The 26603-nt window shown below is 65.6% G+C and carries 23 protein-coding genes and 1 tRNA gene; 16 read left to right on the top strand and 8 right to left on the bottom strand.

Annotated features, from left to right (window positions below; all coding sequences use genetic code 11):
• The 3 genes from WDA27_13240 to WDA27_13230 form a co-directional block, all read left to right on the top strand.
• Positions 1-365 (top strand): EamA family transporter (locus tag WDA27_13240; GenBank protein MFA5891893.1); only part of this gene is annotated, 365 nt, incomplete at its 5' end.
• A 134-nt stretch (positions 366-499) separates the two neighbouring features.
• Positions 500-2254 carry a hypothetical protein gene (locus WDA27_13235; protein MFA5891892.1) on the top strand — a complete coding sequence of 585 codons (1755 nt, stop codon included), beginning with the start codon at positions 500-502 and terminating at the stop codon, positions 2252-2254.
• 46 nt (positions 2255-2300) lie between these two features.
• Positions 2301-2687 (top strand): hypothetical protein, encoded by a 387-nt coding sequence (locus WDA27_13230; protein MFA5891891.1) that lies wholly within the window; start codon positions 2301-2303, stop codon positions 2685-2687.
• 308 nt (positions 2688-2995) lie between these two features.
• Here the strand turns inward: WDA27_13230 and WDA27_13225 are convergent, their stop codons facing one another.
• The 3 genes from WDA27_13225 to WDA27_13215 all read right to left on the bottom strand — a co-directional run bounded on the left by WDA27_13225 (position 2996) and on the right by WDA27_13215 (position 3663).
• Positions 2996-3259, bottom strand: coding sequence for a type II toxin-antitoxin system RelE/ParE family toxin (locus WDA27_13225; protein ID MFA5891890.1), 264 nt, complete (start codon positions 3257-3259; stop codon positions 2996-2998).
• Between the two features lie 3 nt (positions 3260-3262).
• Complete coding sequence (locus tag WDA27_13220; protein MFA5891889.1) at positions 3263-3553, bottom strand: type II toxin-antitoxin system Phd/YefM family antitoxin; 291 nt, start codon at positions 3551-3553, stop codon at positions 3263-3265.
• A gap of 37 nt (positions 3554-3590) precedes the next feature.
• A tRNA-Ala gene (locus WDA27_13215) sits at positions 3591-3663 on the bottom strand.
• 108 nt (positions 3664-3771) lie between these two features.
• On the opposite strand from WDA27_13215, the gene leuS reads away from it, so the two are divergent.
• The 10 genes from leuS to WDA27_13165 all read left to right on the top strand — a co-directional run bounded on the left by leuS (position 3772) and on the right by WDA27_13165 (position 19382).
• The gene (gene leuS / locus WDA27_13210; GenBank protein MFA5891888.1) at positions 3772-6243 is read left to right on the top strand and encodes a leucine--tRNA ligase; all 2472 of its coding nucleotides are present in this window, start codon (positions 3772-3774) and stop codon (positions 6241-6243) included.
• Between the two features lies 1 nt (position 6244).
• Positions 6245-7210 carry a cation diffusion facilitator family transporter gene (locus WDA27_13205; GenBank protein ID MFA5891887.1) on the top strand — a complete coding sequence of 322 codons (966 nt, stop codon included), beginning with the start codon at positions 6245-6247 and terminating at the stop codon, positions 7208-7210.
• 490 nt (positions 7211-7700) lie between these two features.
• The gene (locus tag WDA27_13200; GenBank protein MFA5891886.1) at positions 7701-10199 is read left to right on the top strand and encodes a molybdopterin-dependent oxidoreductase; all 2499 of its coding nucleotides are present in this window, start codon (positions 7701-7703) and stop codon (positions 10197-10199) included.
• The gene (locus tag WDA27_13195) at positions 10189-10911 is read left to right on the top strand and encodes a 4Fe-4S dicluster domain-containing protein (protein MFA5891885.1); all 723 of its coding nucleotides are present in this window, start codon (positions 10189-10191) and stop codon (positions 10909-10911) included. The genes WDA27_13200 and WDA27_13195 overlap by 11 nt, the downstream gene beginning before the upstream one ends.
• Positions 10908-12086, top strand: coding sequence for an NrfD/PsrC family molybdoenzyme membrane anchor subunit (gene nrfD / locus WDA27_13190; protein MFA5891884.1), 1179 nt, complete (start codon positions 10908-10910; stop codon positions 12084-12086). Before WDA27_13195 ends, nrfD begins: the two co-directional genes overlap by 4 nt.
• Before the next feature lie 147 nt (positions 12087-12233).
• Complete coding sequence (locus WDA27_13185; protein MFA5891883.1) at positions 12234-12848, top strand: helix-hairpin-helix domain-containing protein; 615 nt, start codon at positions 12234-12236, stop codon at positions 12846-12848.
• 1 nt (position 12849) lies between these two features.
• Positions 12850-15180, top strand: a complete 2331-nt coding sequence (locus WDA27_13180; GenBank protein MFA5891882.1) for a ComEC/Rec2 family competence protein — start codon at positions 12850-12852, stop codon at positions 15178-15180.
• A 94-nt stretch (positions 15181-15274) separates the two neighbouring features.
• Positions 15275-16657 (top strand): hypothetical protein, encoded by a 1383-nt coding sequence (locus WDA27_13175; protein ID MFA5891881.1) that lies wholly within the window; start codon positions 15275-15277, stop codon positions 16655-16657.
• A gap of 25 nt (positions 16658-16682) precedes the next feature.
• Positions 16683-17678 carry a DNA polymerase III subunit delta gene (holA, locus tag WDA27_13170; GenBank protein ID MFA5891880.1) on the top strand — a complete coding sequence of 332 codons (996 nt, stop codon included), beginning with the start codon at positions 16683-16685 and terminating at the stop codon, positions 17676-17678.
• 165 nt (positions 17679-17843) lie between these two features.
• Complete coding sequence (locus WDA27_13165) at positions 17844-19382, top strand: ABC transporter substrate-binding protein (protein MFA5891879.1); 1539 nt, start codon at positions 17844-17846, stop codon at positions 19380-19382.
• A 65-nt stretch (positions 19383-19447) separates the two neighbouring features.
• Here WDA27_13165 and rpsT read toward each other — a convergent pair whose 3' ends face one another.
• A complete protein-coding gene (gene rpsT, locus WDA27_13160; protein MFA5891878.1) occupies positions 19448-19714 on the bottom strand; it encodes a 30S ribosomal protein S20 in 267 nt (88 codons plus the stop codon).
• A gap of 64 nt (positions 19715-19778) precedes the next feature.
• On the opposite strand from rpsT, the gene lepA reads away from it, so the two are divergent.
• Together lepA and hemW are read left to right on the top strand one after the other, a co-directional pair.
• Positions 19779-21638, top strand: a complete 1860-nt coding sequence (gene lepA / locus WDA27_13155) for a translation elongation factor 4 (GenBank protein MFA5891877.1) — start codon at positions 19779-19781, stop codon at positions 21636-21638.
• Positions 21635-22756 (top strand): radical SAM family heme chaperone HemW, encoded by a 1122-nt coding sequence (hemW, locus tag WDA27_13150; protein ID MFA5891876.1) that lies wholly within the window; start codon positions 21635-21637, stop codon positions 22754-22756. The genes lepA and hemW overlap by 4 nt, the downstream gene beginning before the upstream one ends.
• A 183-nt stretch (positions 22757-22939) precedes the next feature.
• On the opposite strand, the gene WDA27_13145 is transcribed toward hemW, so the two are convergent.
• From WDA27_13145 to WDA27_13130, 4 genes are read right to left on the bottom strand one after another with little or no spacing between them, the layout of a single operon-like run.
• Entirely contained in the window at positions 22940-23968 is a 1029-nt protein-coding gene (locus WDA27_13145) for a hypothetical protein (GenBank protein ID MFA5891875.1), read from the bottom strand.
• Positions 23969-23980: 12 nt separating this feature from the next.
• Positions 23981-24499 carry a hypothetical protein gene (locus WDA27_13140; GenBank protein MFA5891874.1) on the bottom strand — a complete coding sequence of 173 codons (519 nt, stop codon included), beginning with the start codon at positions 24497-24499 and terminating at the stop codon, positions 23981-23983.
• Positions 24500-24532: 33 nt separating this feature from the next.
• A complete protein-coding gene (locus WDA27_13135; protein ID MFA5891873.1) occupies positions 24533-24952 on the bottom strand; it encodes a hypothetical protein in 420 nt (139 codons plus the stop codon).
• Positions 24953-24982: 30 nt separating this feature from the next.
• The gene (locus WDA27_13130) at positions 24983-25204 is read right to left on the bottom strand and encodes a hypothetical protein (GenBank protein MFA5891872.1); all 222 of its coding nucleotides are present in this window, start codon (positions 25202-25204) and stop codon (positions 24983-24985) included.
• A 16-nt stretch (positions 25205-25220) separates the two neighbouring features.
• Between WDA27_13130 and WDA27_13125 the strand changes: the two genes are divergently transcribed.
• Positions 25221-26603 (top strand): hypothetical protein (locus tag WDA27_13125; protein MFA5891871.1); only part of this gene is annotated, 1383 nt, incomplete at its 3' end.

The following is a 26603-nucleotide window of genomic DNA, read 5'->3' as shown; positions in this document are numbered from 1 at the left end:
TCACGCCGTTCATGGCCGTGTGGGGGCGAAGTGCTGCCGGGCCGCGCGGCATCGACTGGGTTCTGATCGCCGCGGTTGCCTTCGTGTCCGGCACAGGAGGCCACTTGCTCGTGACGTGGGCGCATCGCCACGTGGACCTATCCATGCTTTCGCTCGTGATGGTGACACAACCGATCGTTGCGACGGCGATGGCGCGCGCATGGCTTTCCGAGCCGGTGACGCTCGCGCAGATCGCGGGAGGACTGGTTGCGTTGCTGGCGGTGGCGATGGTGGTTAGAGGAAGGGGTTTCGGGCGCGCGCCCGTCGCTCAGGAAGCCTCGGCTGCGGTCTCGGCCGGGCCGGAGGAGTTCGAACCCGGCGTGTGAGCGAAGATCGCGAACCGACCGGGTTCGGGTCCCCGGGCGCTTTGCCGGCGCGCCGATCGCTGGGCGCCGGGAGCAGGAAAAGGCCGCGCGCGCCCGAATGGTGATTCCGAGAGAGCCCACAGCAGGGAGTCAGCATGCATGCAACCGCGTCCTCGCGCGCGCCCCGGCGCCGCCGCCTGAACCCGATCCGAAGGAACGTGGCGCTGGTGCTCGTTGTCGCACTTTTCGTTCCGATCACGTACGGTCCCGCTTCCGCGGTCCCGGACGAGTCCCGGTTCCCCGGCGCGCGCACCGTGCCCGATCCCGCGTGCTCGGACGAGTACTGGTTCGACCCGGTCCCGGTGGCCGACATGGTCGCGCGCGCGGCCGGCGTAACTCCGCCGGCCGACGTGCCGGGACCGGCGCGAGACGCGATCAACTCCACCGGACCGGAGTTCCACGGACCGGCGACCGGCGCCGAAGCACCACCGGAGGTCGCGGCGACCTTGCCGGACGTCGTCTATTTCCGAGGCCGCACCGAGACCTACAACGAAGAGAACTACTACGCCGCGCGCGGCGGCAAGATCTACACCAAGCCGATCCTTCAGGCGGGCGGCGCATGGCGGGAGTTGCTCCTGCCCGAGTGCCTGGACGGCAAGGTGACAGAGATCTCGGCCGACGACTCCGTGCTCATTGCGGCCAACGCCGACCGCGAGATCTACACCTGGGACTCGGGGTGGGGGACCGGACCCGGGGCGTGGACCCGGCGCTGGGGGCCGTTCTTCTGGACCGACATGGGCGCGCACATCCCCGCCGACGTGCGCGACTGGGACACCTCGATACTGAACGCCAACACGGACGGGTACTTTCTGGACGGCGCCGGCCGGCAACAGAAGCCGTGGGGGATCTTGACGCTGTACGCGCTGCGCGGCGACGGACGCCGGATCACTTACTTGGATCCTTGGCTGCCCTCCGACGAGAGCCGCGAGGTGTGCGGACCCGAGCGCGGCACCGTCCTGATGGCCGGACTCGCCGGGAGCGGCTCGACTGTGATGGTGATCACGACGACCGGCGACGTTTACACGCGCCTTTACGAGTTCGACGTCTCCGGCGGCAATACCGTCTTGCTCAAGTACGCCTGGCGGGACCAGGACGGCGTCGCGAATCCCCGCATCCAGTTGCCCGCGCCCGACTGGATTCATCACGGCAAGGTCCCAGGGTCGACGACCGACCGGATCGGCATGCGCAAGGTGTCCCCGGGAACCGAGCATCGCATCATGCGTGTCGAGGGCGCCGACGAGCAGGGCGTCACCGGCTATTGGGAGAAGGACACCGCGGAACCCGACTGGCACTTCGTTCCTACCGATGAGCCTCTGCGGGGTAAAGCGCTGCCGTCGAACGGCCCTCACGAGGCGGCATCCGAGGACGCCGGGTACGAGGGGATTGTCGACGGGCGTCCCGCGCGACTCACCGGTTTCAATCCGTACTGCTCTCCGACGACGCTGCAGATCGACTTTGCGAGCGGGCCGCTGGATCTCGTTATGCATTCGACCGACGGGTTGCGCCAGGAGCGGCGCGCGCGCGGGCTCGACCTTTCACCGCGTTACTACCGCAGCGCGGTTGAAGTGCCGCGCGCGGTGTGGGAATCCCGTGATTCCCTCGATCCCGAGGTGAGCGCATTCCTCGACCGGTACTTCGGCGAGGACCGCTTCATCGAGGGGCCGCTGTATGCGACCGCGGCGTCGGTGCACGTGTGGGAGACGTGCTGGGTCTTCGGGCACGCGCCGGGCGACCCGGCGGCGCTCGCAACTCAGCCGCACATCGTCGATGCCGGCACCGTCGTCGCGGACTCCGCCGCCCAGGGCATGGAAGGTCGAGGCCCGACTCCATCCCGCTGCTCTTCGGGATGAGATCTGCCGAATCAATCTGATCCCATCCTCGTCCGATGACCCGAGAATGGAGACGCCGGCATGTCCTGACTGCGGCGCCGCGATCGAGCCGGGCATTGCTTGGTGCTGGCTGTGTCTCTCGTCCCCAGCGGATGATTCGGCCGGCGCCAAGACGGCGGCCACTCCCAGCCGAGTCGCTCCGCAGTTCTCTCGATGGCGCGGTGGGCCACTTTCGTTCGGGCCTGTACCCAAACTCGCGATAGCGGGATCGCTCGTGCCGCTCATCGCCGGCGGGGTCTGGCTATTGGTTCGCATCTGGTTGACGGTTCGGCACCTCCCCGCGGGCCGGCCGCCTTCTCCGGCTCTGGCGTTTCTGTTCTTCACGGGCGTCATGTTGGTCGTCCTGCCCGTTGGTCTTCTGACCGCAGTCTGGGCGCGGCGTCGCGTGCGCTAGCGCCGCTTCCCGCGGGCATCGCCGCGTAGCCGAGATCACGCGGAATCGGACATCCAGGCCCGAGCGTCTGGAACTGGTGTCGGTTTGGCGTCACCCGCGGCGCCAACCAAACACCAGAAGCGGCCGGCATTGAGTGCATCGCCTTGCACGACGAAACCCGACGGAAGCCGGGACCAGATCCGACCGGATCAGGGAGAGAACCCCAGGCGACGTCTCCCCGGCCGACCACCATTTGATGCGCTCGAGGACTTCACGTCCGGCCTGGGCCGGCCGGGGCTTCACTGTCGGTCCGGCCTCGGCTAAGGGGCTCAGCGCGGGTCGGACCGGTACGCGATCGCCCGGTGAAGCACGGCGACGACACGAACCGTCTTGCCGCGTTCTCGGATCTCGTAGATCAGCCTGTAAGTCCCGAGACGCAACGACCACAAACCTTCCAGTTTTCCCCGCAGTCGATGACCGGTCTCAGGATCAGCTTCGAGCAGTGTGACTGAGTCGAGCACCGCTTCCGCTACGCGGATGTCGAGGCCGGCGACTTGGGCCCGAGCCGCTCGGGCGAAGAGAACGCGGGCCACGCCTCAGCCTCGACGAACGCTCTTCCGCTTCGCTACATCCGCTCGGACCTCGTCGAGCGTCGAAACGCGGCCGGCTTTGAGATCGGCGAGACCATGTTGGATTGCGCGCACTGCGGCCGGGTCCGAGAGGATCTCGGCTGTTTCCTCCAGGCCCTCATATTCGTCGATCGGCACGATCGCGGCAGCGGGACGGCCATGGCGGGTAACGATGACGTGCTCGCGACGATCTGCAACCTGATCGAGCAGGCCAGCAAGATCGGCGCGCAACTCTTTCACCGGGACAGTCTTGGCCATACAGAAAGTGTACCCCGAAGCGTACACCCGTCAAGTGTGGAGCTGAGGGGACTCGAACCCCTGACCCCTTGGCTGCCAGCCAAGTGCTCTACCAACTGAGCTACAGCCCCTTGCGACGGGCGATTCTACCAGCAGGCGCGCGCACCGTGACGGGCTCGGCGCAGTCGCTGGGAATTCTTGGCCGGGGGATCGCGCGCGCTCGGTAGACTACGGCCATCATGGCCAAGGACCAGCGCACCACCACACGCGAAATCGACAAGTACGACCCGGCGAAGATCGAGCCGCGCTGGGCCGAGGAGTGGGTTCGCACCGGGCTGTACCGGGCGGACGAGTCCTCGGACCTGCCGCGCTTTTACGCCCTGGACATGTTCCCGTACCCCTCGGGCGACCTTCACATGGGGCACCTGGAGGCGTTCGCCGGGGGAGACGTGATCGCGCGCTACAAGTGGATGCGCGGGTTCAACGTGCTGCACCCGATCGGGTGGGACGCTTTCGGGCTGCCGGCCGAGAACGCAGCGGCCAAGCGCGGGATCAACCCGGCGCAGTGGACCGCGGAGAACATCGACCAGCAGGCGGCTTCCTTCGCGCGCCTCGGGATGTCCTTCGACTGGTCGCGTCGTCTGGCTACCTGCGATCCGGATTACTACCGCTGGACGCAGTGGCTGTTCCTGAAATTCTTCGAGCGGGGCCTGGCCTACCGCAAGGGCGCGCCGGCGAACTGGTGTCCTTCGTGCCACACGGTGCTCGCGAACGAGCAAGTCGTCGCCGGGCTTTGCGAGCGTTGCGACACGACGGTTACCAAGCGCGAGCTGGTCCAGTGGTTCTTCAAGATCACTGACTACGCCGATCGCCTGCTCGACGACATGGAGCGTCTCAGCGGCTGGACTGATCGCGTGCTGACGATGCAGCGCAACTGGATCGGGCGGTCCGAAGGCGCCGACGTCACGTTCACGGTCGAGGAGACCGGCGACAAGCTGACTATCTTCACCACCCGCCCGGACACCCTGTGGGGAGTCACCTTCATGGTTCTGGCGCCCGAGCATCCGCTTGCGCGCCGCCTGATCAAGGGGTCCGCGCGCCTGAAGGACTTCGACATGTTCATCGAGCGGGTGCGCACCCGCACCGAGATCGAGCGGACCTCGACCGGGCGCGCGCGCGACGGTCTGTTCACCGGCGCGCACGCGATCAACCCCGTAAACGGCGAGCGCATTCCGATCTGGGTCGCCGACTACGTGCTGCTGGAGTACGGAACCGGCGCGATCATGGCGGTGCCGGCGCACGACCAGCGCGACTTCGAGTTCGCGCGCCAGGAGAAACTCCCGGTGCGCGTAGTGATCCAGCCCGAGGGCGCGCCGCTCGACGGGGCCAAGATGGCCGAGGCCTACGCGGGCGAGGGTCGCATGGCGAACTCGGGGCGGTTCGACGGTACGCCGACGCCGGACGGTATCCACGAGGTGGTCGCTTGGCTGGAGGGCGAGGGGCTCGGAACGGGCAAGGTTCGCTATCGCCTGCGCGACTGGCTGATCAGCAGGCAGCGCTCCTGGGGTGCGCCGATTCCGATCATCCACTGTCCCGAGCACGGTGAGGTCGCGGTTCCCGAAGACCAACTGCCGGTTCGACTTCCCGACGACTTGGACTACTCGGCGGGGTCGGAGTCGCCGCTGGCTCGCCACGCGGTCTTTCCTAACGCTCAGTGTCCGAAGTGCGGGAAGCCCTCGCGCCGCGAAACCGACACGATGGACACGTTCGTGGACTCGTCGTGGTACTTCTTGCGCTACTGCGGACTGGACCCTGAGCGGGCCTTGGATCCGGAGGCGGTTGCGAGGTGGATGCCGGCCGACCAGTACACCGGCGGCATCGAGCACGCGATTCTGCACTTGCTGTACGCGCGCTTCTTCACCAAGGTCTGCCACGACCTCGGCTTGGTGCCTTTCGACGAGCCGTTCCCGAACCTGCTGAACCAGGGGCAGGTCATCATGGACGGCTCGGCGATGTCCAAGAGTCGCGGGAACTTGGTGGCTCCCAAGGAGATCGTCGATACCTACGGCGCCGACACTGCGCGCGTGACCATGCTCTTCGCCGGCCCGTTCGAGGCCGACGTGGACTGGGCCGATGTTTCGCCGCAAGGCGTGTATCGGTGGCTGTCGCGCGCCTGGCGCTTGGCGATGCAAACAGTCGGCAAGCGCGCCACGGCCGGAGAACCGACAGGCGCGAGCGATCTGCGACGCGCAACGCACCGAGCGATCGACGGCGTAACCGGCGACTTGGAGCGATTCCGTTTCAACACGGTGATCGCGAAGTTGATGACGCTCGCAAACGAGATCTCCGACTGCGGGGACTCCTCCGATGCCGACATCGTGGAAGCGGTCGATGCGCTCGTGCTGATGCTGGCGCCGTTTGCTCCGTTCATGGCGGAGGAACTGTGGCACCGGTTCGGCCGCAGCGGTTCGGTGCACAAGGCTTCCTGGCCTGTTGCGGACGCGTCACTCACCCACGTCGATACGGTGACGATGGTCGTGCAGGTGTCGGGGAAGGTCCGTGATCGTATCGACGTTCCGGCGGGAATCACTGAGGAAGAGATGACGGCGCTTGCGGCGGGTTCGGAGAAGGTGAGTCGATACCTCGAGGAGGTTGAGATCGTGCGCACGATCGTTGTTCCTCCGAAGTTGGTCAACTTCGTAGTGCGCTGACATGGGCGGCGTCCACGGCGTTGCGGCGGTCGCCGGGCCGGAGGGCACGAAGGCTGCGCTGCGCGCCATTTGGATCTCGGCGGCGTTGCTCGGTATCACCGCCGTGTTCCAAGTCGTGGTCGTCATCGTCTCGGGAAGCGCGGGGTTGCTGGCCGACACGCTCGACAACATCGGCGACGTCATCACCACGATCGCGCTCGCGCTCGCATTCCTCGCGGCGCGCCGCGCGGCCGACCATCGGTACACCTACGGGTATCAGCGCTTTGAAGATCTCGCGGGTGTCTTCATCGTTCTGGTCATCTGGACAAGCGCCCTCTACGCGGGGTGGGAGTCCTATCGCAAACTGACCGGAGTGCACGAGGTGACTTCGATCGGTCTCGCTATCACCGCCGCGCTGTTCGGGGCGGTGACGAACGAGATCGCCGCGCAGTACAAGATCCGCGTCGGGCGCCGGATCGGCTCGCAGCCTTTGATTGCCGACGGCAAGCACGCGCGCACCGACGCCCTCGCTTCTGTTGCCGCGTTTGCCGGTCTCCTCGGCGTGCACTTCGGGTTCAAGGCGGCAGACCCGATTGCCGGACTCGTCATCACTGTGGCGATTGGAGCGATCGCGTGGGACGCGAGCCGGCACGTGCTTGCCCGGTTGCTCGACGCGGTGGACCCCGAGATCGTGCGGCGGGCCGGCGAGGTCGCGCGCGCCACGCCGGGGGTCGCCGAGTGCGGATCGGTTCAAGCGCGATGGGCGGGGAGATCTCTCTACGTGACAATCACCGTTGCAGCCGATGGTGACCTGCCCCTGTCGGCGGCGCACGAGATCGCCGAGCAGGTCCACCATCACATCGTGCACGACTTGCCCGGCGTCGCCCAGGTCGACGTCCACGTTGATCCCTGGGAAGTTCACCCACCGCAAGACCACCCAGGAGGCCACGGCGAGGCCCAGGAGCACCCCGGTCATCACCACCATTGACATGGCGTTCATTTGAGGCGGGACGTCTGATGCGCATGCGCTAGCCGCCCGTGGCCCGCGCACCTTATCTTTCCGGGGCGTTCCGTTGAGCGTTTGATCCATATTCTCGCGGATGAAGCAAAAACCCGCTGCAATTGGGCTTGACTTGGCCCGATCACCGCTCCTGCCCGGCATGGGCCGAGTGGTACCAGGCGGATAGGGCCGAGTCGTCCCAACCTCTCAGGTCGGATTAGTATTCTTCGGCGACAGGTGTCCAGCGAAGGAGAACGATGACGACATCCAGCCCGTCGAGGAGAACCCTCTTGCGTGCGGCGCTCGCGAGTCCAGTCGTATTGCTTGCAGCTTCTGCCGCGCGCGCTGTTCGCAGCGGCGCATCTATGGTTCGCCCGCTTTCTTCAGGCACGAGTTCGACCCGGTGCGGCGTCTGCGGAGCTTCGGGTCACACCATGCTCGATCCCCAGTGCCCGGCGGCACCCGAGGGGCTTGTCTGATGACGGTAGATCGAAGGCAGTTCCTCAAGGGCGGTGCCGTGGTGGGAGCGGCAGCCGTCGGCGCGCGCGTCGCGTTCGGTCCCGAGGTCGGGTACGACCCCGATCCATCCCTGCCGGTCGACAAGGTCGTGCGCACCACGTGTTCGCCGAACTGCACCGGTTCCTGCGGACAACTCGCGTTCGTGCGCGACGGTAAGATCGTCAAGATTCAGCAGGCAGCCGACTACCCTGACCCCGTCTATAGCCCTCGCGGATGCATGAAGGGGTTGTCCTTCTTCCAGAACATCTACGGTGCCGACCGAATTCAGAAGCCACTCATCCGCACGGGAGAGCGCGGCTCCGGCGAGTTCCGCGAAGCGAGTTGGGACGAAGTCCTGGATCACATCGCGGCGGAACTGACGAAGGTTGGAGACAAGCACGGTTGGGACTCGATCCACGTCTTTGGTCAGGTTCCGGGTTCGGGCTACGTCCACAAGGGGGCCAACTACCGCGCGTGCTCGCTGCTGGGCATGACACACGGGACGAGCTTCTGCTTCAACGGCGACCTCCCGATGGGGATGCCGATCACGTTCGGCGTGCAGAACGCGGAGCACGAGGCGAAGGACTGGGCGAACGCGCGGTTCCTTCTCATCGTTGGCGCCAACCCCCTGGAGACGCGAATCCCGGACGTGCACTTCATTTTCGATGCGGCCGAGCGAGGCGCGCGCCTCGTCGTCGTTGACCCGGTCTACTCGGCGACGGCATCGAAGGCCGACTCGTGGCTCCAGATCAAACCGGGAACCGATGCGGCCTTCGCGCTCGGTATGACGCACGTGATCCTCAAGGAGAACCTGCACGATGAGGCCTTCCTTCGCACCTACACCGACGCGCCGTTGCTGGTTCGCACCGACAACGGCAAAAGGTTGCTCGAGAGCGATGTTTTAGCGTCCGGAAAAGCGAGGCGCTATCTCGTGTGGGATCGCCGGACGAACGCGCCGGTTTCGGTGGGCACAGAGAAGCTGGGGCTTCCTGCGCACGTCGATGCTGCGCTCGACGGCAAGTTCGAGGTTCGGCTCAAGGACGGCAGGACCGTCACTGCGTCGCCTGGGTTCGCATTCGTGCAAGCAGAGGTCAAGAAGTGGACGCCCGAGCGCGCGCAGAGCGTCTCGGGCGTACCCGCCGAGATGATCGAGAAGGTGGCGCGCGCGTACGCGACTGAGTCGCCGGCCGCGATCCTGATGGGCGCGGGCGCCAACCACTGGTATCACGGCGACCTCACGGGGCGCGCATACGCATTGCTTGCAGTGGTAACCGGCAACATCGGACGTTCGGGGTCTGGGTTCTCGGTGTACGTGGGTCAGTACAAGGTTCGCGTGAAGCCGGCCGAGTGGTTCAACCCCGGCGGAGAAAAGGCCAAGATCGTCGCGACGAGTTACTTCGTTCACGGCAAGACCGAAACCATGCACCCGTCTGTGCCATACCCGAAGAACGGCTTCAAGGCGCTGTTCTGCACCTTCTCGAACTTCCTCGTGCAGTCTCCCGACCTCAACAAGGTCTATGAGCGGATCGATGCGCTGGATCTATTCGTTGTCGTCGATCCTCAGATGACGGACACCGCGCGCTACGCGGACGTCGTTCTGCCGGCGACGACCTGGTACGAGAAGAAGGACTTGACGGCAACTCCGTTGCATCCGTTCTTGCAGTTGCAGCAGCCGGCGATCGAACCGGTCGGGGAGTCGAAGTCGGAGTTGTGGATCTGGCGCGAGTTGGTGCGCCGCATCGCGCCCGACAAGGCAAAGAAGTACTTCGAAGTGGACGAGGACGATGCGATTCGCATGATCCTCGCCGGAGGCGGCCCCGCCGAAGGGATCACCCTGGAGCAACTCGAGAAGGGTCCGGTACGGCTGAACGTCCCGGACCCGGAGGTTGCTTTCCAGGACCAGATCGAGAACCTGACTCCCTTCCCACCGCCGTCGCTGCCGACACCGATCGAAAAGACGCAAGAGTTCGTTCCGACCGGTCGTATCGAGTTGTACAAGGACGAAGATCGGTTCCAGGAGTTCGGCGAGACCGTCGTCACCTACAAGCCGCCGTTTGACGACGAGGTGCACGACCCCAAGGAGTACCCGATCACACTTCTGTCGCCGCACTCGAAGTGGCGCATTCACTCCAGCTACGCGAACACTCCGTGGCTCATCGAGATCCACGGGGGCAAACCGAAGGTTCTGCTGAATCCAAAGGACGCTGCGGAGCGAGGAATCGGCGAGGGCGACGAGATCGAGGTCTTCAACACGCGTGGGAGGCTGCAGGCCTGGGCGCACGTGAGCGAGTCGGCGCGGCGGGGCTCGGCCACGTTGCCCGAGGGCTGGTGGTATCGCTTCTTCAAGTCCGGCAAGGGAGTCAACGAGTTGACATCCTCGGCGATCAACCCGATTCACGAGATCCACTACGTCCCGAACATGTGGGCCCCGTCCACGGGGTGGAAGGACTGCCGCTGCGAGGTGCGCCGTGTCAACTGACAACACGACGAAAGTCTCCCCGATCGAAGCCCTTCCCGAGGCATCCCGCGCATACGGCGCAATAGGCAAGACGAGCGAGCACCCGAAGTGGGGGATGGCAGTCGATACCGAACGGTGTGTCGGCTGCTGGTCCTGCGCCGTGATCTGCAAGTCCGAGAACGACGTGCCGCTCGGCATGTGGTGGAACCGGATTCTCACATCAGGTGATGATCTGGACACGCCGCGTGCCGGCGAACACGGCGGGATGGAGATGTCTTGGGTGCCTCTCGCGTGTCAGCACTGCGAGGACGCCCCATGCGCGAAGGTGTGCCCGACGTCGGCAACCTTCACCGACCCCGAAGGCGTAGTGCTCGTCAACGCAAAGGACTGCATTGGTTGCCGGTATTGCATGGCTGCGTGTCCGTACGGCGTTCGAGTCTTCAACTGGGGAGAGCCCGAGCGCGCGCCCGAATTCGATCACGGGATGGTAGAGCCGCGTCCGGTGGGAACGGTTGAGAAGTGCACGTTCTGCGTTCATCGCCTGAAGGAAGGCCAAGTGCCGTCCTGCGTCTGGTCGTGTCCGGCCCAGGCGCGCATTTTCGGTGATCTAAACGATGACGATAGCCGGTTGGTGCGACTCATCAATGACCGGGGTGGCGACCACATGCTGGAGGACAAGGGAACCAAACCGAAGGTCACCTATCTGCAGCCGCGGCGGAGGCGATCGCTATGAGCGCGGTTGTCGAAACGCGGGACATCCGCAGAGGCTCGGGCAAGGTCTGGCATGGAATCCTTGCTGTGGGATTGGTGATCGGGCTCGGCTCGTTCTTGTATCAGTGGAACGTGGGCCTGGGTGTCACCGGCCTGTCAAACACTGTTTCGTGGGGGATGTACATCATCACCTTCATGTTCCTGGTTGGAGTATCGGCCGGGGGCCTGATCGTGGTCGCCGGCGCCGAACTGGTGGGCACGAAACGCTTCGAACATCTGAGCCGGCTGGCGGTGCTGGTGTCGGCCACAGCTATTGCGGCGGCCGCGATCTCGATCGTGCCGGACCTGGGTCGACCGCAGTACGCGTGGAAGATCTTCACGCAACCGAACCCGACGTCGCCTCTGGTCTGGGACGTGATCGTCATCACGATGTACTTGTCGATCGCCGGGATTGACCTTTGGCTACTCACGCGCGCGCGCCCCATGCACGATGCGATGAAGAAGATGGCGGTCATCACATTGCCCGTGGCGGTGCTTGTTCACTCCGTGACTGCGTGGATCTTCGGTTTGTTGGTGGCTCGGCCGTTCTGGAACACCGCGTTGATGGCGCCGCTGTTCATCTCTTCCGCGTTGGTGTCGGGCACGGCGTTGCTGATCATCGTCGCGCACATAGCCGAAAGGAAGACCGACTTCGCTCCGCCGGAGCGGTCGTTTGCCGACCTGGCGAAGCTGATGCTGTGGTTCATCGCTGTGGACGCATTCCTGTTGTTCGCCGAGGTGCTTACCTCGTACGCATCCGGGGTTCCCGATCACGTCGACCAATTGAACGTCATCCTCTTCGGGCGGCTGGCTCCTGTGTTCTGGTCCGAGGTGGCGTTCGGTGTGATCGTGCCGTTCCTGATCTTCTCGCGGAACAGCCTGCGGGTCCGTCGCGGCTGGGTCGTGGCAGCATCGGCGTTGGCCGTCGGAGGGGTGTTCCTCAAGCGGATCAACATCTTGATGTCCTCGATGTTCGAACCTTTGGTTGGTTTGGCGCCGGGGATTCCGGGCGGACGGCCGGGTCAGTCCTTCCGAGCCGACCAGATCTACATTCCGTCGGTGATCGAGTTCGGCATTTTGATCGGGCTGTTCGCCTTCATCGGCACCGTCATCACCATCGGCGTGCGCAAGCTCGTCATTCCGCACCAAGAGCGCTGAGCGGGGCAAGGAACGAGCAGGGCGTCGCGTTCGCGGCGTGCCGCTCGCTTTGCCGCTTCGTGCGTCGTTATCGGCGCGCGGCTAGCGTCGGGTTGCCTTCCACCGGCCCGGTGTCGCGAGGTGTCCACGAGCGAACAGCCTGAGAATGTGCCCGGCGCGGTAGCGCGCGGGCTTCTTGATCGTCTGCGTTTCCATCCGCGTGAGGTAGTCGCACTCGGCATCCTTGGATTGTTGATCTTGGGCGGCGCCGGTCTGGCGTACGTCCGCGCGCGCCCGGCCGCAGCGATGGCTCCCGCGCCGGTTGCCGCGTTGCCTCAGGCCTCGGAGACTCCGGCCGCGCGCATGTGGGTCCACGTCGTCGGTGCCGTGAAGCACCCCGGGGTGTATCGCTTCGCCGAGGGCGCGCGCGTGTTCGATGCGGTCCGCGCTGCCGGTGGATTCGTGCGCGGAGCCGATCGCGCAGCGGTGAATCTCGCGCGAAAACTTGTCGACGGCGAGCAAGTCGTCGTTCCCAAGCGCGGGGAAGCGCCCCCGGCTGCCGCGACCGGCGGCGGCTCGGCGGGGCAGGGCGCAAAGGTAAACATCAACAGCGCGGGCGCGCGCGAGTTGGAGGCGCTGCCCGGAATCGGCCAAGTGCTCGCCGAGCGGATCGTGGCGTACCGCGAGCAGCACGGCCAGTTTCGAAGCGTGCGCGACTTAATGAAGGTCTCCGGAATCGGCCCGAAGAAGTTCGAGTCCATCGAGCCGTACGTGACGGTGTGACGTGCGCGACTTGGGCTCGGTCCAGGCCTGGCGCGCGCTGGCGCTTGCCGGCGGGTTCGCGTGCGGGACGCTCGCCGCCGAGCGCGCGGGGACGGGTGCCGCGGTCGCGGGCGGAATCGCTGCCGTTGCATTGATGCTTGCGATCATCGCGCCACGTCGCGCAGGGGTGCTGTTGGTCGCGGCCGCCGCGCTTGGGTTCGCTTTGACTTCCTGGCGCCTTTCTTCGGTGGCCGGCGGGGAGCTCGCGCGCGCTTCGCGCGCGCGAGCCGACGGGCTACTGCGCGGCGAAGTCCTGACGGACGCGCGCCGCTCCGGTGACGGGATCGCGTTCTTGTTGGGGGTGCGCGAAGCCGAACTGGACGGCCGGCCGGTGCGGCTTCGCGAGCGCGCGTGGGTAAGCGTGCGCCCGCCTCCGGCGCGCGCGCCGGAGGCGGGCGATCTCGTGCGCGTCGATGCGCGCTTGCGCCCGGTGTTCTTCGCCGATCTCGATGCGGATGGCCGCGCGGCGGCGCTGCGCCTGTGGCGCTCGGGCGCCGGCGCGCGCGCGATGGCGGGTCCTGCGGACCTCGAGGTGATCGGGAGGTCTTCGGGGCCGCTCGCGGTCGTGGCGCGCGCCGGCCGCGCGGCGGTGCGCAGCGCGGCTTCGCACCTGCCGCCGCGAGACGCTGGACTCTTGCTCGGCATCACGATCGGAGACACCACAGCTTTGGATCCCGACATCGATCTCGACTTCCGCACGGCCGGGCTGTCTCATCTGGTTGCCGTCAGCGGTGCGAACCTCGCGATGGTGTTGGCGGCAGTCGGGCTGGCGCTGCGTGTGGTCGGCGCGGGGCGCCGCACCGGTGTGGTTGCGATGGCGCTGTGTTCGCTCGGCTTCATGGCGGTTGCTCGTTTTGAGCCGAGCGTCTTGCGCGCCGGTGTCATGACGGCGGTCGCGCTGGCGGGTGTCGCGGTCGGAGCCCGTCGCGAGGCGATGGCTGCGCTCGCCGTGACGGTGTTCGCGTGTCTTGTGTATGACCCGTTCTTGCTTCACTCCCCGGGGTTCCAGCTGTCGACGCTGGCAACCTGGGGGATCTTGGCTTTCGAGCCGCGAGTGTCGGCAATGCTGCCGCCGGGGAACGTGGCGCGCGCCGCCGCCGTCACGATCGGCGCGCAGATCGCAGTCGGGCCTCTGATCGCGCTTCGTTTCCAGCAGGTGTCTCTGATCGCGGTGGCCGCGAATGTTGCCGCCGGTCCCGCGGTGGCGCCGGCGACGGTCATCGGGATGCTCGCCGCGGCCGCAGCCGCGGCCTGGAGCCCTTTGGGGCGCCTGTCGATCGCGGCATGGCCGGCGCTGGCGTGGATGCGTTGGGTGGCGCACGCGCTGGCCCAACTTCCGTTGGCGTCGGTGGACGTTCCCGGGGGAGTTCCCGGCATCGTGGTTGTCCTCATGCTCGTCGCGCTCGCCGTTGCCGTGGCGCGCGGGTGGCGCCCTCGACGAGCGGCGCCGATCGTGCTCGCGCTTGCGCTCGCGGCAACCGGGGGAGTGTGGGCGCGCGCGCTCGCTCCGCCGCCGCCGACGGGGCTCGTCGTGACGATGCTCGACGTGGGGCAAGGGGACGCGCTCCTGGTGCGAGCGCCGGGAGGCGCAACGATGCTGGTCGACGGTGGCCCCGACGAAGCCGTTCTCCTGAAGGCTTTGCGCGCGCAGAACACGTATCGGATCGACTTGCTCGTGGTTACGCACCCACACGCAGATCATGTCGATGGACTTGTGGCCGTCGCCGAGCGAATGCCCATCGGGCGCGCGCTCGATCCTTTCTTGGAAGAGTCGCAGTCGCGCTATTCGGAGTTCGTGCAAGCTCTGGATCGCCGCGGGATTGCGCGCGCGCGCGCATCGGCGGGCGCGACCTATGCGCTTGGTCCGGCGACGATCGAGGTGCTTTGGCCACCCGATCCGCTGTTGCGAGACACCGCATCGGATCCCAACAACAACTCGATCGTGATGCGCGTCCGCTACGGCTCCGACGCGGTGCTTTTGACGGGAGACGTACAGGAAGAGGCTCAGGAGGGACTGCTTGAACGGCCCGAGCATCTTCGGGCGGGCGTCGTGAAGGTCGCGCACCACGGGTCGGCCTACATGCTCCCGGAGTTCTACGCGGCCACCGGCGCGCGCATCGCGCTGATTTCGGTCGGCCGGAACCGCTTCGGCCATCCGACGCAGGCGGCGCTGGCGGCCGTTTCGAGCATGCGGGTTCTGCGCTCGGACCGATCCGGAACCGTCCGAGTGGCCCTCGACGGGGCTGGGGGGATCGACGTGCGCGCGGAGCATTCGGTCGAAAAGGCCGCCTGAGCAGGGCGCACACCACCGCGATGCGGCAAAGAAGGAACCTTCAGGACAGGCGAGGGGCACCTTGAGGCAGAATGAAGCAGGTGAGGTTGCCCTGATGAAGTCCGAGGCCAGGTTGGTGCGCGGGCGGCGGCTCCGTGTCGTCGCGGCGTTTGCCGTGCTCGTGGCATCCAGCGCGGGAGTTCCTGCCGGGGCCGCATCGTCGCCGCGCGCCGCGTGCGAGCGACCGGTGTTCGTTCCGGGACAAGGGTGGTCTTGCCCGGCACCCGGAGGGTGGACTCTTCGCATGCCGGACGGAGCCACGTTCTTCACGCGCGGTCCCGACTACCTGCCGACGCGTCAGGCCTTGCAACTGGATGCCGACCCCCTGAAGCCTTCTTGCGCGACGGCCCCGAGCACTCAGTTCCATTTGCGGGTCATCTACGCGCATGCCGATGACACTTCCAGTCGCTACTCGTCGCTGCTGTACGAGATTCGCAAGATGATCGAGATCGCCAACGGCGCACTGAACGACGAGGCGAAGTTATTCGGCAGAAAGCTGCGGTACCGGGTCTACTGCTCGGGAGGCGAGGTTTCGGTGACCGAAGTGCGCCTTCCAATGAAGCAGGCTGATGCAACCTTGGGCAGCATCATGGCGTCATTGCGCGAGATGGGGTACTCGAACCCGTTCGCGAAGTACATGGTGTGGTTCGACGGCACAAGAGGCGCCCTTGGAGGGATCGCCACCATTGTGCTGGACGATTCCGCGTCCGCGTCGAACGGCAATAACCTTGGGGCTCAGTATGCCGTCGCGTTCGGGCGGCGCTTGAACGACCCGGGCGGGTCGGGACCGCTGATATTCATGCACGAGGGTTCGCACTCGATGGGCGCGGTGCAGTTGAGCGCTCCCAATACCACCGGAGGCGGTCATTGCATCGACGGCCTCGACGTGATGTGTTACCCGGACGACGGCCCGCTGAGGGATCTCTACTCCGACACCCGTTGTTCGACCGTGCGGTTCGACTGCGGACACGATGACTACTTCCACCCGAATCCGACGGCCGGCAGCTACCTCGCCACACACTGGAACATCGGATCTCCGGTCAACCGCTTCGTGGCCGGATGCGCGTACGCGACCGGCGTGCTGACGGTCGGTGCCGGGGGACAGGAGTTGGAGGGCACGACCTCCAAGACTTTTGCGATCTCCTCGACGTGCGCTGGGCGGCGTTTCGCGGTCTCGGGGGTCTTCGCGCTTCCACCGCAGCAAGTGACGGACGCGGGCGTACCCTGGGACGGACTCGGGCCGGGGTCGCCGTCCCTGGTCACCGTGCAGAGTACGGTGACTCCGGACATGGACGTCTGCTTCCTCAAGGGAACCGTCGTGTTGTCCTGCGCTCAGGAGATCGGCACCGACCAAGGCAAGATCCCGTCGGGAACAACCGGCGCGCGCGTCGTGCTCAAGGCCGGCGCGCAAGCGCTCTGGGTGTTCAACGCCATCTGAGGCTGCCCGGCTTGATGCCCCGGCGGTGGCCGCGTACCGTTCGGTGCCACCACCGAAAGGAAGTTCCCTGAAACCACTGACCCTCATTGCTTCCGGCAGCGAGTTTCTGGCATCGCTGGAACTCGAGCGTGTGCGCGCGCACTGGGCGGCCGAGGGATATTCGATCGAGGAGATCTCGGCCGAGGATCCACAGGCAGTGCTTTACGCCATCGACACGCCGTCGCTGTTTGGCGATGGGCGGTTCGTGGTCGTGCGAGGGGACGCCAAGAGTCTCGAGGGCGTGGCCGGTCATCTCGCGGATTGGGCGGCTGCCCCGCCTGACGGGATCGCGGTCGCGTTGGTCGTCGGCGGCTCCGCCAAACTGCGCAAGGCTTTGGGTACCTCCGCCGACGTCGTCGAAGTGGAGGCGCCGAAACCGTGGGGAGTTGCCGACTGGGTGCAGCGGTTCCTGAAGAACCGGCATCGGACGATCACGAAAGAGGCCGCGACCGCGCTCGTCGAGGCGATCGGGACGGATCTTCGTGAGGTCGCGATGGCCGCCGACCAACTCACGCTGGCGACTACCGGCACGATCGGCGTCGACGCCGTCGCTCGTTTGTTCCGCGGCGTCGAGTCTCAGTTGTTCACGTTTCTTGAGGCTGTGCTGAAGCGCGACCGACCGGCCGCACTGCGGCATCTGGGTTCGATCATGCGCGAAGAGCATCCCTTGGTCGTCCTGTCGGCGCTGGCGAAGCAGTTTCGCGCGCTGACGGTTGCCCCGGAGGCCGGCCGTGCGCCGGCAGCTTCTCTGGCCAAGGACCTCGATGTCTCGGTGGGATACGTCAATCGCGCAGTGAAGAATGCGCGCAACTTCACTGCTGCGGAGATTCGCCGAGCGTTCCGCCTGCTGGCCGACGCGGACTTCGCGCTCAAGGGTGGGGAGCGCGGGGAAGACCTTCCCGGCGAGCTTGTAATGGAGACGCTGGTGGCTGAAATCTGCGGCTCGTCCACCGCGCCCGTCGCGCGCCGGCGCTCGCATTGACTCATCCCGCATTCCGACTCGTACGCGATGTGCGAAAGGACCGATTCGCGCGGGCCGGTCGGCAGGTGCGGCGTGACCGTCAGTGTTGAAGATGGAAACAAGATGAATCGCGATCCGCGCCGCGTTCGGGCTATGCGCCCCGGGCGTTCGGCATGGGGGGCCGTCATGAAACGCAGTGGCACCGCAGTTCTCATCCTCGTTCTAATGCTCGCATCGTGTTCCTCGCCCAAGCCCTCGACGAAGGCCGGAGAGGGGCGCTCGGTCTCGGGGCCGGAGGAATCGTCGTCCGTCCGGGCTACCCCGTTTTCCGGAGCCTCCACGTCTCCTGGTTCCGCGACGACAACGACGGCCGGCCGTCGCGCCGCGACCGTCGGTTCGGCGAACTCGCCCGCGCCCGCGCCGGTTTCTGAGAAGTCGAAGACGCTTGGGGTGACCGATCGCGAGATTACGGTTGTCTACTACTGGAAAGGCGACCGCACGCGAACGAGCCCGTACTTAAAGGGTACGGGTGCCGAGGCCAACGTGGACGAGGCCGAGGCTTTTCGGACCTGGGTTAGCTACGTCAACAAGCACGCCGATGGCGGCGCGACGTTCATGGGTTCCCCCTTCAACCTCCACGGGCGAAAGATCAAGGGCATAGTCCTTGAAGCGGGGAGCACCCCGGAAGACCAGACGGCGGCCGCGCAGCGCATCGCAACCGAGTTGAAGCCTTTCGCCGCCATCGCGGCTCACGGTTCGGTTTCCACCTACGTCTGCCCGTTCCTTGCGTCCAAGGGCATCTACAACATCGCGACCTACGACCTTGGGTTTGATCTCTACAAGAAGACCAACGGTTGGTGTACCCCGGCGTACGCCTCGTTCAACGCGCAGGTCGACGCAATGGAGCGTTACCTGTCGCAGCGGGTTTCCAAGACGAAGTACGGCGGGACGGACGCGCGCAAGTTCGGGCTGCTCTACGCCGAGTACCCCGGATTGGCCGCGGCGATGAAGACCGTTGCTGCGCGGTTCAAGAACGCGAGGATCAACATCGTCTCGCAGGCCTCGATTTCGGCGGACCTCGCGGCGGCGCAGCCGCAGGCCGCAAATGTCGTCGCGAAGTTCCGAGCCGCGGGGGTCAACACGATCTTCATGCCCGACGCCGGATCTCCAATGTCATTCACGCCTGCGGCTGAGGCTCAGGCGTATCGACCCGACTACATCATCTGGCCGTGCTCGGGTCAGGACCAACTTGCGCCGGTTCGAATGTTCAGCGCCGGTCAGTGGGCGCGCGCCTCGGGACTGACGTGCTACGACGACCGTTTCATGGTGGATATGACGATGGATACCGAAGCCCGTAGCACCGAGTGGTACCGGCAGTACATGACCGCGTCCGATTCGGAGCCTCCGGCGCAGGCCCCGCTGATTTACTCCGCGATGTTGCCTTTGCTGGTCGGGGTTACCAATGCCGGTCGTGATCTCACGTCCGCGTCGTTCCGCAGCGGCATGGCGGCGTTCTCCTCGTATAGGTACAACGCCGAGAAGGGCAAGACCGCTGGAGCGACGAGCATGCTGCTGAACTTGGATCACCCCGAGCACGCGCTCATGGGGGACTTCACGGAATTGAAGTGGTCGACGACCGCACGCAGAAGCGGGAGCACCTTCACCGGAGCCTATGTGTTCCCCGAGGGTGGTCGTCGCTACCGACGCACCGATTCGTATCGGTAGTCAACGCAGCGCAACGCGATTGCGCGCGCGGCGAAAAGACCTTCGGGGTTAGCCGGGCCGGCAGCTCAGGCTGCGGTGGAGTTGAACTGCTTCCACAGCCGCGACTTGTGGTTAGCCGCGTTGTTGCGGTGCAGGACGCCGGCTGCCGCCGCCTTGTCGTAGGCTCGGCACGCCGTGTGAAGGGCGGCTTCGGCTGCGACACGGTCTCCTGAGGCGAGCGCCTCGCGGAAACGGCGTGCGGTTGTGCGTAGGCGTGAACGAACGGCCTGGTTTGCCAGGCGGCTCTTCTCGTTAGTGAGAACGCGCTTTTTCTGAGACTTGATATTGGCCATGAGCGGAGGCGGATTGTAGCAGGGCCGATCCGAACGGGCGAACAGGGCGGGGGGAGGGGGCGATATGCTTGCCGTCCGACCCGAGCAAGGGACAAGGTACCTCGTGACCAACCCCACCCGAATCCGGAACATTGTCGTCTCTGCCCATATCGACCACGGCAAGTCCACGCTGGCAGACCGGATCTTGGTGCTGTGTGGAGCCGTGGCCGCGCGCGACATGCGCGAGCAGTTCCTGGATCGGATGGACATCGAGCGCGAGCGCGGGATCACGATCAAGGCGGCGGCCGTCCGGCTCGACTACACCGCGGACGACGGGCAGGACTACGTCGTCAACCTGATCGACACCCCTGGGCATGTGGACTTCACCTACGAGGTGTCCCGGGCGCTGGCCGCGTGCGAAGGGGCCGTCCTGCTGGTGGACGCGAGCCAAGGCATCGAGGCGCAGACTCTGGCCAACCTCCACTTGGCCATTGAGGCGGATCTGGAGATCGTTCCGGTGATCAACAAGATCGACCTTCCCGCGGCCCAGCCCGAGAAGGTCGCCCTGGAGGTCTGCGGCGTGCTCGGCTGCAGAGAGGACGAGGTCCTGTTCGTTTCGGCGAAGACCGGCGAGGGCGTCCGAGATTTGATGGAGGCGGTTGTGCGGACCGTCCCCTCGCCGACCGGCGACCCGACGGCTCCCACGCGCGCGCTGATCTTCGATTCCACCTACGACGCTTACCGCGGTGTCGTCGCGTACGTCCGGGTCGTAGACGGATCGCTTCGCCGTCGGGGCCGGATTCGCATGATGGCTACGGGAGCCGAGCACGAGATCGAAGAGGTTGGCGTATTGGCACCCGACCCTCGGCCGGTAGAGGAGTTGGGCGTGGGTGAGGTCGGCTACATCGTTGCCGGGGTGAGGAACATTGCCGAGGCGAAGGTCGGCGACACCGTGACCGAAGTCGGCGCGCGCGCCGCGACGCATCCTCTTCCCGGTTACCGCGAACCGAAGCCGATGGTATTCGCCGGTCTGTACCCGATGAGCGGAGAGGATTACCCGGCGCTTCGCGATGCTTTGGACAAACTCAAACTCAACGATGCGGCGCTGAACTTCGAGCCGGAGACCTCGCGCGCGCTCGGGTTTGGGTTTCGCGTCGGGTTCTTAGGCCTGCTGCACATGGAGATCTCGCGTGAGCGACTGGAGCGGGAGTTCTCGCTGTCGTTGGTGGCGACGGCCCCGAACGTTGCCTATCGGGTGTTCGTCGCCGGCGGGGGCGAGGTGATCGTTCGCAATCCCTCCGATATGCCGGACGCGGGCTTGATCGAGCGCGTCGAAGAGCCGCAGGTTGCGGCGTTGATCCTCGTGCCAAAGGAGTACGTCGGTCCGATCATGGACCTGTGTCAGACTCGTCGCGGCGTCCTGGACGGCATGCACTACCTATCGGGCGATCGCGTCGAGTTGCGGTATCGACTTCCACTGGCCGAGATCATCTTCGACTTCTTCGACCAGTTGAAGTCCCGCTCTCGCGGGTACGCATCGTTGGACTACGAACCCGCCGGTTACCAGCCGTCTCAACTTGTTCGGGTAGACATCCTGCTGCACAACGAACCCGTGGACGCGTTCAGCGCCATCGTGCACCGCGAGAAGGCCTACTACTACGGTCGGGCGATGGCGGCGAAGCTGCGTGAGCTGATTCCGCGCCAGATGTTCGACGTGCCCATCCAGGCGGCGATCGGAAGCCGCGTCATCGCGCGCGAGACGGTCAAGGCGAAGCGCAAGGACGTTCTCGCGAAGTGCTACGGCGGAGACATCACGCGCAAGCGCAAGCTCCTGGAGAAGCAGAAGGAAGGCAAGCGCCGCATGAAGCAGATCGGCAGTGTCGAGGTCCCGCAGGAGGCCTTCATCGCGGCTCTCCAGGTGGGGGAGGAGCCGAAAGGCCAGTGATCGACGGGGTGCCGGCCTTCGGCGTCTACCTGCACATCCCGTTTTGCGCGACCCTTTGCCCGTACTGCGACTTCGCCGTGGTCGTCGGTCGTCCCGAGGCGCACGAACGGTACTGTGCGGCGCTTGCGGAAGAGGCGCGCGCCGGGTTGCCTCTTCCTCCGGCGGGCTCCCTGTTCGTCGGGGGCGGAACCCCGACCTTCCTAGACGCCCGACTGCTGGCGCGCACCATTCGCGACATTGCGGACATTGTGGGCCTTGTCCCCGGTGCCGAGGTCACCGTCGAGGCGAATCCGGACTCGGTCGACGCCGAGTCGCTCGCAGCGTTGCGCGACGCCGGAGTGAATAGGCTCTCGATCGGCGCCCAGTCCATGGACGATCCGGTTCTAGCTTCGTTGGGCCGAACTCATGATGCGGCGTCCGTCGTAAACGCCTTGGATGCCTCTCGGCGGGCGGGTTTCGACAACATCGGGGTGGACCTCATATACGGTGCCGCTTCAGAGGGGGCCCAATTGTGGCGCAGAACCCTCGACACGGTCGTCTCTTTCGGCGTTGAGCATGTCTCTTGTTACGCCTTGACCATCGAGCCCAAGACCGCCTTTGGCGGCGCGGTAGCCCGGGGCAAGATGGCGGCGCCCGATGACGATGTGCTGGCCGATCACTATGCGCAGGCAGTCGACGTGCTTGGCGAGGCCGGATTCGAGCACTACGAGATCTCGAATTGGGCGAAGCCGGGCAGGCAATGCCGGCACAACCTCGTGTACTGGACCCAAGGGGAGTACCTCGGCTTGGGCGTGGGCGCGCACTCGCATCGCGGTGGCGCGCGTTGGTGGAACGGCCGATCGCTTGCGCGGTACGTAGAGGATCCCAGTGGGGCGCGCGCGGGCTTCGAGCGGCCGGGCGCGCGCGAGGTTGCCGAGGAGTGGCTGTCCCTGAGTATCCGACTCAGCGATGGGGTGGATCTCGCGGAAGCGGAGCGGCGGCTGGGTCAATCACTTACGGCGGTCGTTTTATCACTCACCGACGCTGGATTACTCCGGGTCGTCGATGGTCGGGGCGTGCTCACTACCTCCGGCAAGTTGCTCGAAAACGACGTTACTCTGCGCCTGGTCTGCCCCTAAAGCGCCGGCCGGATGTGGTGGGGCGCGGTCCAAGGTTCCTTGCCCGGGTTTGTATGGAGAACTAAGGTCACACGCTGATGGGCCGATAGAGCCCATGAAGAGAAGGCTGATGACCTAGCGGCGGAGGTTTCCCATTAACGCGACCCGGAAGCGAACCGGTCTTCTCGTCTTTCTGACGGGACTCTACGGGGTTCTCTCGATCGTCGTCGCGACGACGGCTCGGGCGTCTGCCCCGACGATTACGTCGATCTCTCCCACCGGCGCCTCGAACAGCGGGTCAACCACCCTGACCATCAATGGGTCCGACTTCCTCCCCGGGATAACCGCAGAACTGACGAAGGCGGGGCAAACGACGATCGCGGGGACGTCCGTCGCCGTGGTGTCGTCCGCGCGTATCACGGCATCGTTCAACCTTGACTCAGTCGGTCCCGGCACCTGGAACGTGCGCGTTACCAACTCGGACGCCGGTAGTGCCACTTGCACGAATTGCTTGACGGTCACGTCGGATGCACCCACCGTTACCGGAGTGTCCCCGGCTTCGCGGGGGCAGGGGGCACTGAATGAGAACATCACCCTAGCGGGTACTAATTTCGCTCGAGGCTTCAGCACTTCGTTTGGTTCCGGCGTCACTGTGAACTCGGTGACCTTCGTGAGTAAGACCGAGGTCACCGCGAACGTGTCTGTTTCGGGGTCGGCAACGCCGGGGACGCGAAACGTCACCGTGACCAACACCGACTCGGTGTCGGGAACTTGCACGGGGTGCTTCACGGTCAACGCGAAGCCCACTGCGACTTCGGCGACACCCAACTCTCGGGGACAGGGCGCGGTCAACCAGAACATCATCATCACCGGAACCGGATTCCGGGCTCCCATCCCGGTCGGTAAAGTTGAGTTCTCAGGCACCGGAATCAGCGTGAACTCGGTGACCTTCGGCAGCTCCACTGAGATCACCGCCAACATCAGTGTGTCCTCCAGCGCGTCAACGTTGACGCCGCGCAACATCACCGTCACCAACCCCGACGGCGCAACGCCCGCGACGTGCTCATCGTGCTTCAGCGTGAACACCGCGCCGGCGCCTGCGAGTGCTACTCCGAACTCCCGGGGTGCAGGGGCGACGAGCCAGCCGATCACCATCACGGGGACGGGAATGGTCGCGACGCCCACCGTTGCGTTCTCGGGCTCGGAGATCGTCGTAAATTCTGTGTCGTTCAATCCGATCACAGGTCAGGCCATCGCGACGATCACCATCTCCTCAACCGCGGCTGCGGGTGCTCGCGACATCGTCGTCACGAACCCCGACGGCGGCGTAGGAACGTGCGCGGGTTGCTTTACCGTCGCGACGCCTCCGACTGTGACCTCGGCGAGTCCGAACTCTCGTGGCAAGGGCGCGTCAAACCAGAGCATTGTGATCACCGGTACCGGCTTCGCTCCGCCGACGGGGACGACCGTGGTGTTTTCGAATCCAAAGATCACCGTCAACACGACAACGGTAAACAGTGCGACGCAAATAACCGTGGCGATCAGCGTGGCCTCGGACGCGACCTCGGGCGCGGGCGACATAACCGTCACAAACACCGGGGACGCCGGGTCATCCACCTGTGTCGCGTGCTTCACGGTCAACCCATTGCCGACGGTGAGCGGAGTGAACCCGAACACAATGGGCCAGGGCGCATCGAACCGCGCCGTCACGATCTCGGGGACCGGGTTCCTCTCGGGTCCCACCGTCAGCTTCGGTAGCGACATCACCGTTTCCGATGTTGTCGTCGTCAGTTCCACTCAGATCACCGCGACCTTGAGCAATACAATCGCGTCGACGGGCGCGCGCAACTTCACCGTGCGAAACGCGGACGGTTCTTCAGCGGTGACGTGCTCCCCAACTGATTGCTTCACGGTGACTGCTTCTCCGACCGCGACGAGCGCCAGTCCCAACTCGCGTGGGCAGGGCGGCACCAACCAGGATGTCGTGATCACCGGAACCGGGTTCTCTGCCATTCCCACGGTGTCGTTTTCGGGTAGCGGCGTAAACGTCAACTCGGTGAACTTCACGAGCTCCACGTCCATCACTGCGAACATCACGCTTGAGTCGGGTGCAACGACAGGCTTGCGCACGCTTACGGTGACCAACTCCGACGGCGGTTCGGGTTCGTGCGCGACGTGCTTCAGCGTGGCCGCCGGACCCAGCGTGACGAGCGCCACGCCAAACGCGAGGGGCCAAGGGGCAACCAGTCAGAGCATCGTGATCGCGGGTTCGAACTTCGCGACGAGTCCCTCGGTTGTCTTCTCCGGATCCGGGATCAGCGTTGCCTCGGCGGTAAGGGATTCCGCATCCCAGATCACCGCGGTGATCACGGTCGCGTCCGACGCTGCGACCACCGCGCGAACGATCACTGTGACGAATGCCGATTCCGGCGTCGGCACGTGCCCGAGCTGTTTTACGGTGAACGCCAAACCAACGGTTGCCCTCGTGGACCCAGTCCTCCCTGCTTCCCGGGGTCAGGGCGCCGCCAACCAGACTCTCACCATCACAGGGACCGGATTCAACGGCACGCCGACGGTTTCGTTCGGAACGAACATCACTACGAATTCGGTCGCTCGTGGCAGCGCAACGCAACTGACGGTCGGCATCTCGGTCGGGACCGGCGCCACCACCGGCGCGCGCGACTTCACGGTGACCAACCCCGACGGCGGGACGCCTGCCGTCTGTTCAGGCTGTTTCACCGTGAACGCGGCGCCGACCGCTACGAGCGCGACGCCGAGTTCGCTCGGTCAAGGTGCGACAAGCCAATCCGTGCTGATCGAGGGAACCGGATTCTCCGGCACGCCGACCGTTGATGTGTCCGGAACCGGCGTCACGGTCAACTCGGTGACTCGCAATGGCGCGACCCAGTTGACCCTTAGCGTCACTGTGACGTCAGGCGCAGCCACCGGCGCGCGCACGCTGACTATTACGAACCCCGATGGCGGCCCGGCTACGTGTGCGGGGTGCCTTACGGTGACTGCTGCTCCGACGGTGAGCGCGCCGACGCCGTCTGCCGGGAACAACAGCGGATCGGTCTCCCTTTCGATCCCAGGCACCGGATTTGCCTCGGGAGCTTCGGTGGCGCTTCAGCGTGCCGATGGGAAGGACTCCGACATCGCAGGTACCTCTGTGGTCGTGGTTTCCCAGACGCAGATCACCGCTGTGTTCAACCTCACCGCGGCCGCACCGGGCACGTGGTCCCTGCGCGTCACGAATTCCGACGCGGGTACAGGATCCTGTTCGAACTGTTTCACCGTTGTCGCGCCCAGCGCTCCGACCGTGACGGGAGCTTCCCCCAGCCCGCGTGGTCAGGGTGCCGCCGCGACGACGATGACGGTGACGGGGACGAACTTCGCGCGCGGCGCTGTGATCAGCGTGTCCGGAACGGGAGTCACCGTCGGAACTACGACGTTCGTGTCTACGACCCAGGTGACCGCGAGCGTCTCGGTCGCGTCCGGTGCGACGGCCGGCGCGCGCAACGTCTTGGTTACCAACACCGACAGCGTGGCGGGCACGTGCACCGGGTGTTTCACCGTCACCCCTTCCCCGACCGCGACTTCGGCGTCGCCGGCTGCCCGGGGCCAGGGCGCCGCGTCGCAAACCGTGACCATCACCGGATCCGGATTCCAAACCGGTTCGATCGCGGAGTTCACCGGTGACGGCCTCACCGTGGGCCCCACCACGTTCGTAGACGCCACGAGCCTGACCACCACCGTCGCGGTTGCCTCCGACGCGACGGCAAGTGCGCGCACGATCACGGTCACCAACCCCGACGGCGCAACGCCTGCGACGTGCACCGGTTGCTTCACCGTCACCCCTTCCCCGACC

It is taken from the genome of Actinomycetota bacterium (genome assembly GCA_041658565.1).
Taxonomy (GTDB): domain Bacteria; phylum Actinomycetota; class AC-67; order AC-67; family AC-67; genus JBAZZY01.
Note: the sequence above shows the minus strand (reverse complement) of the source record. Positions and strands in the feature narration are given on the sequence as shown.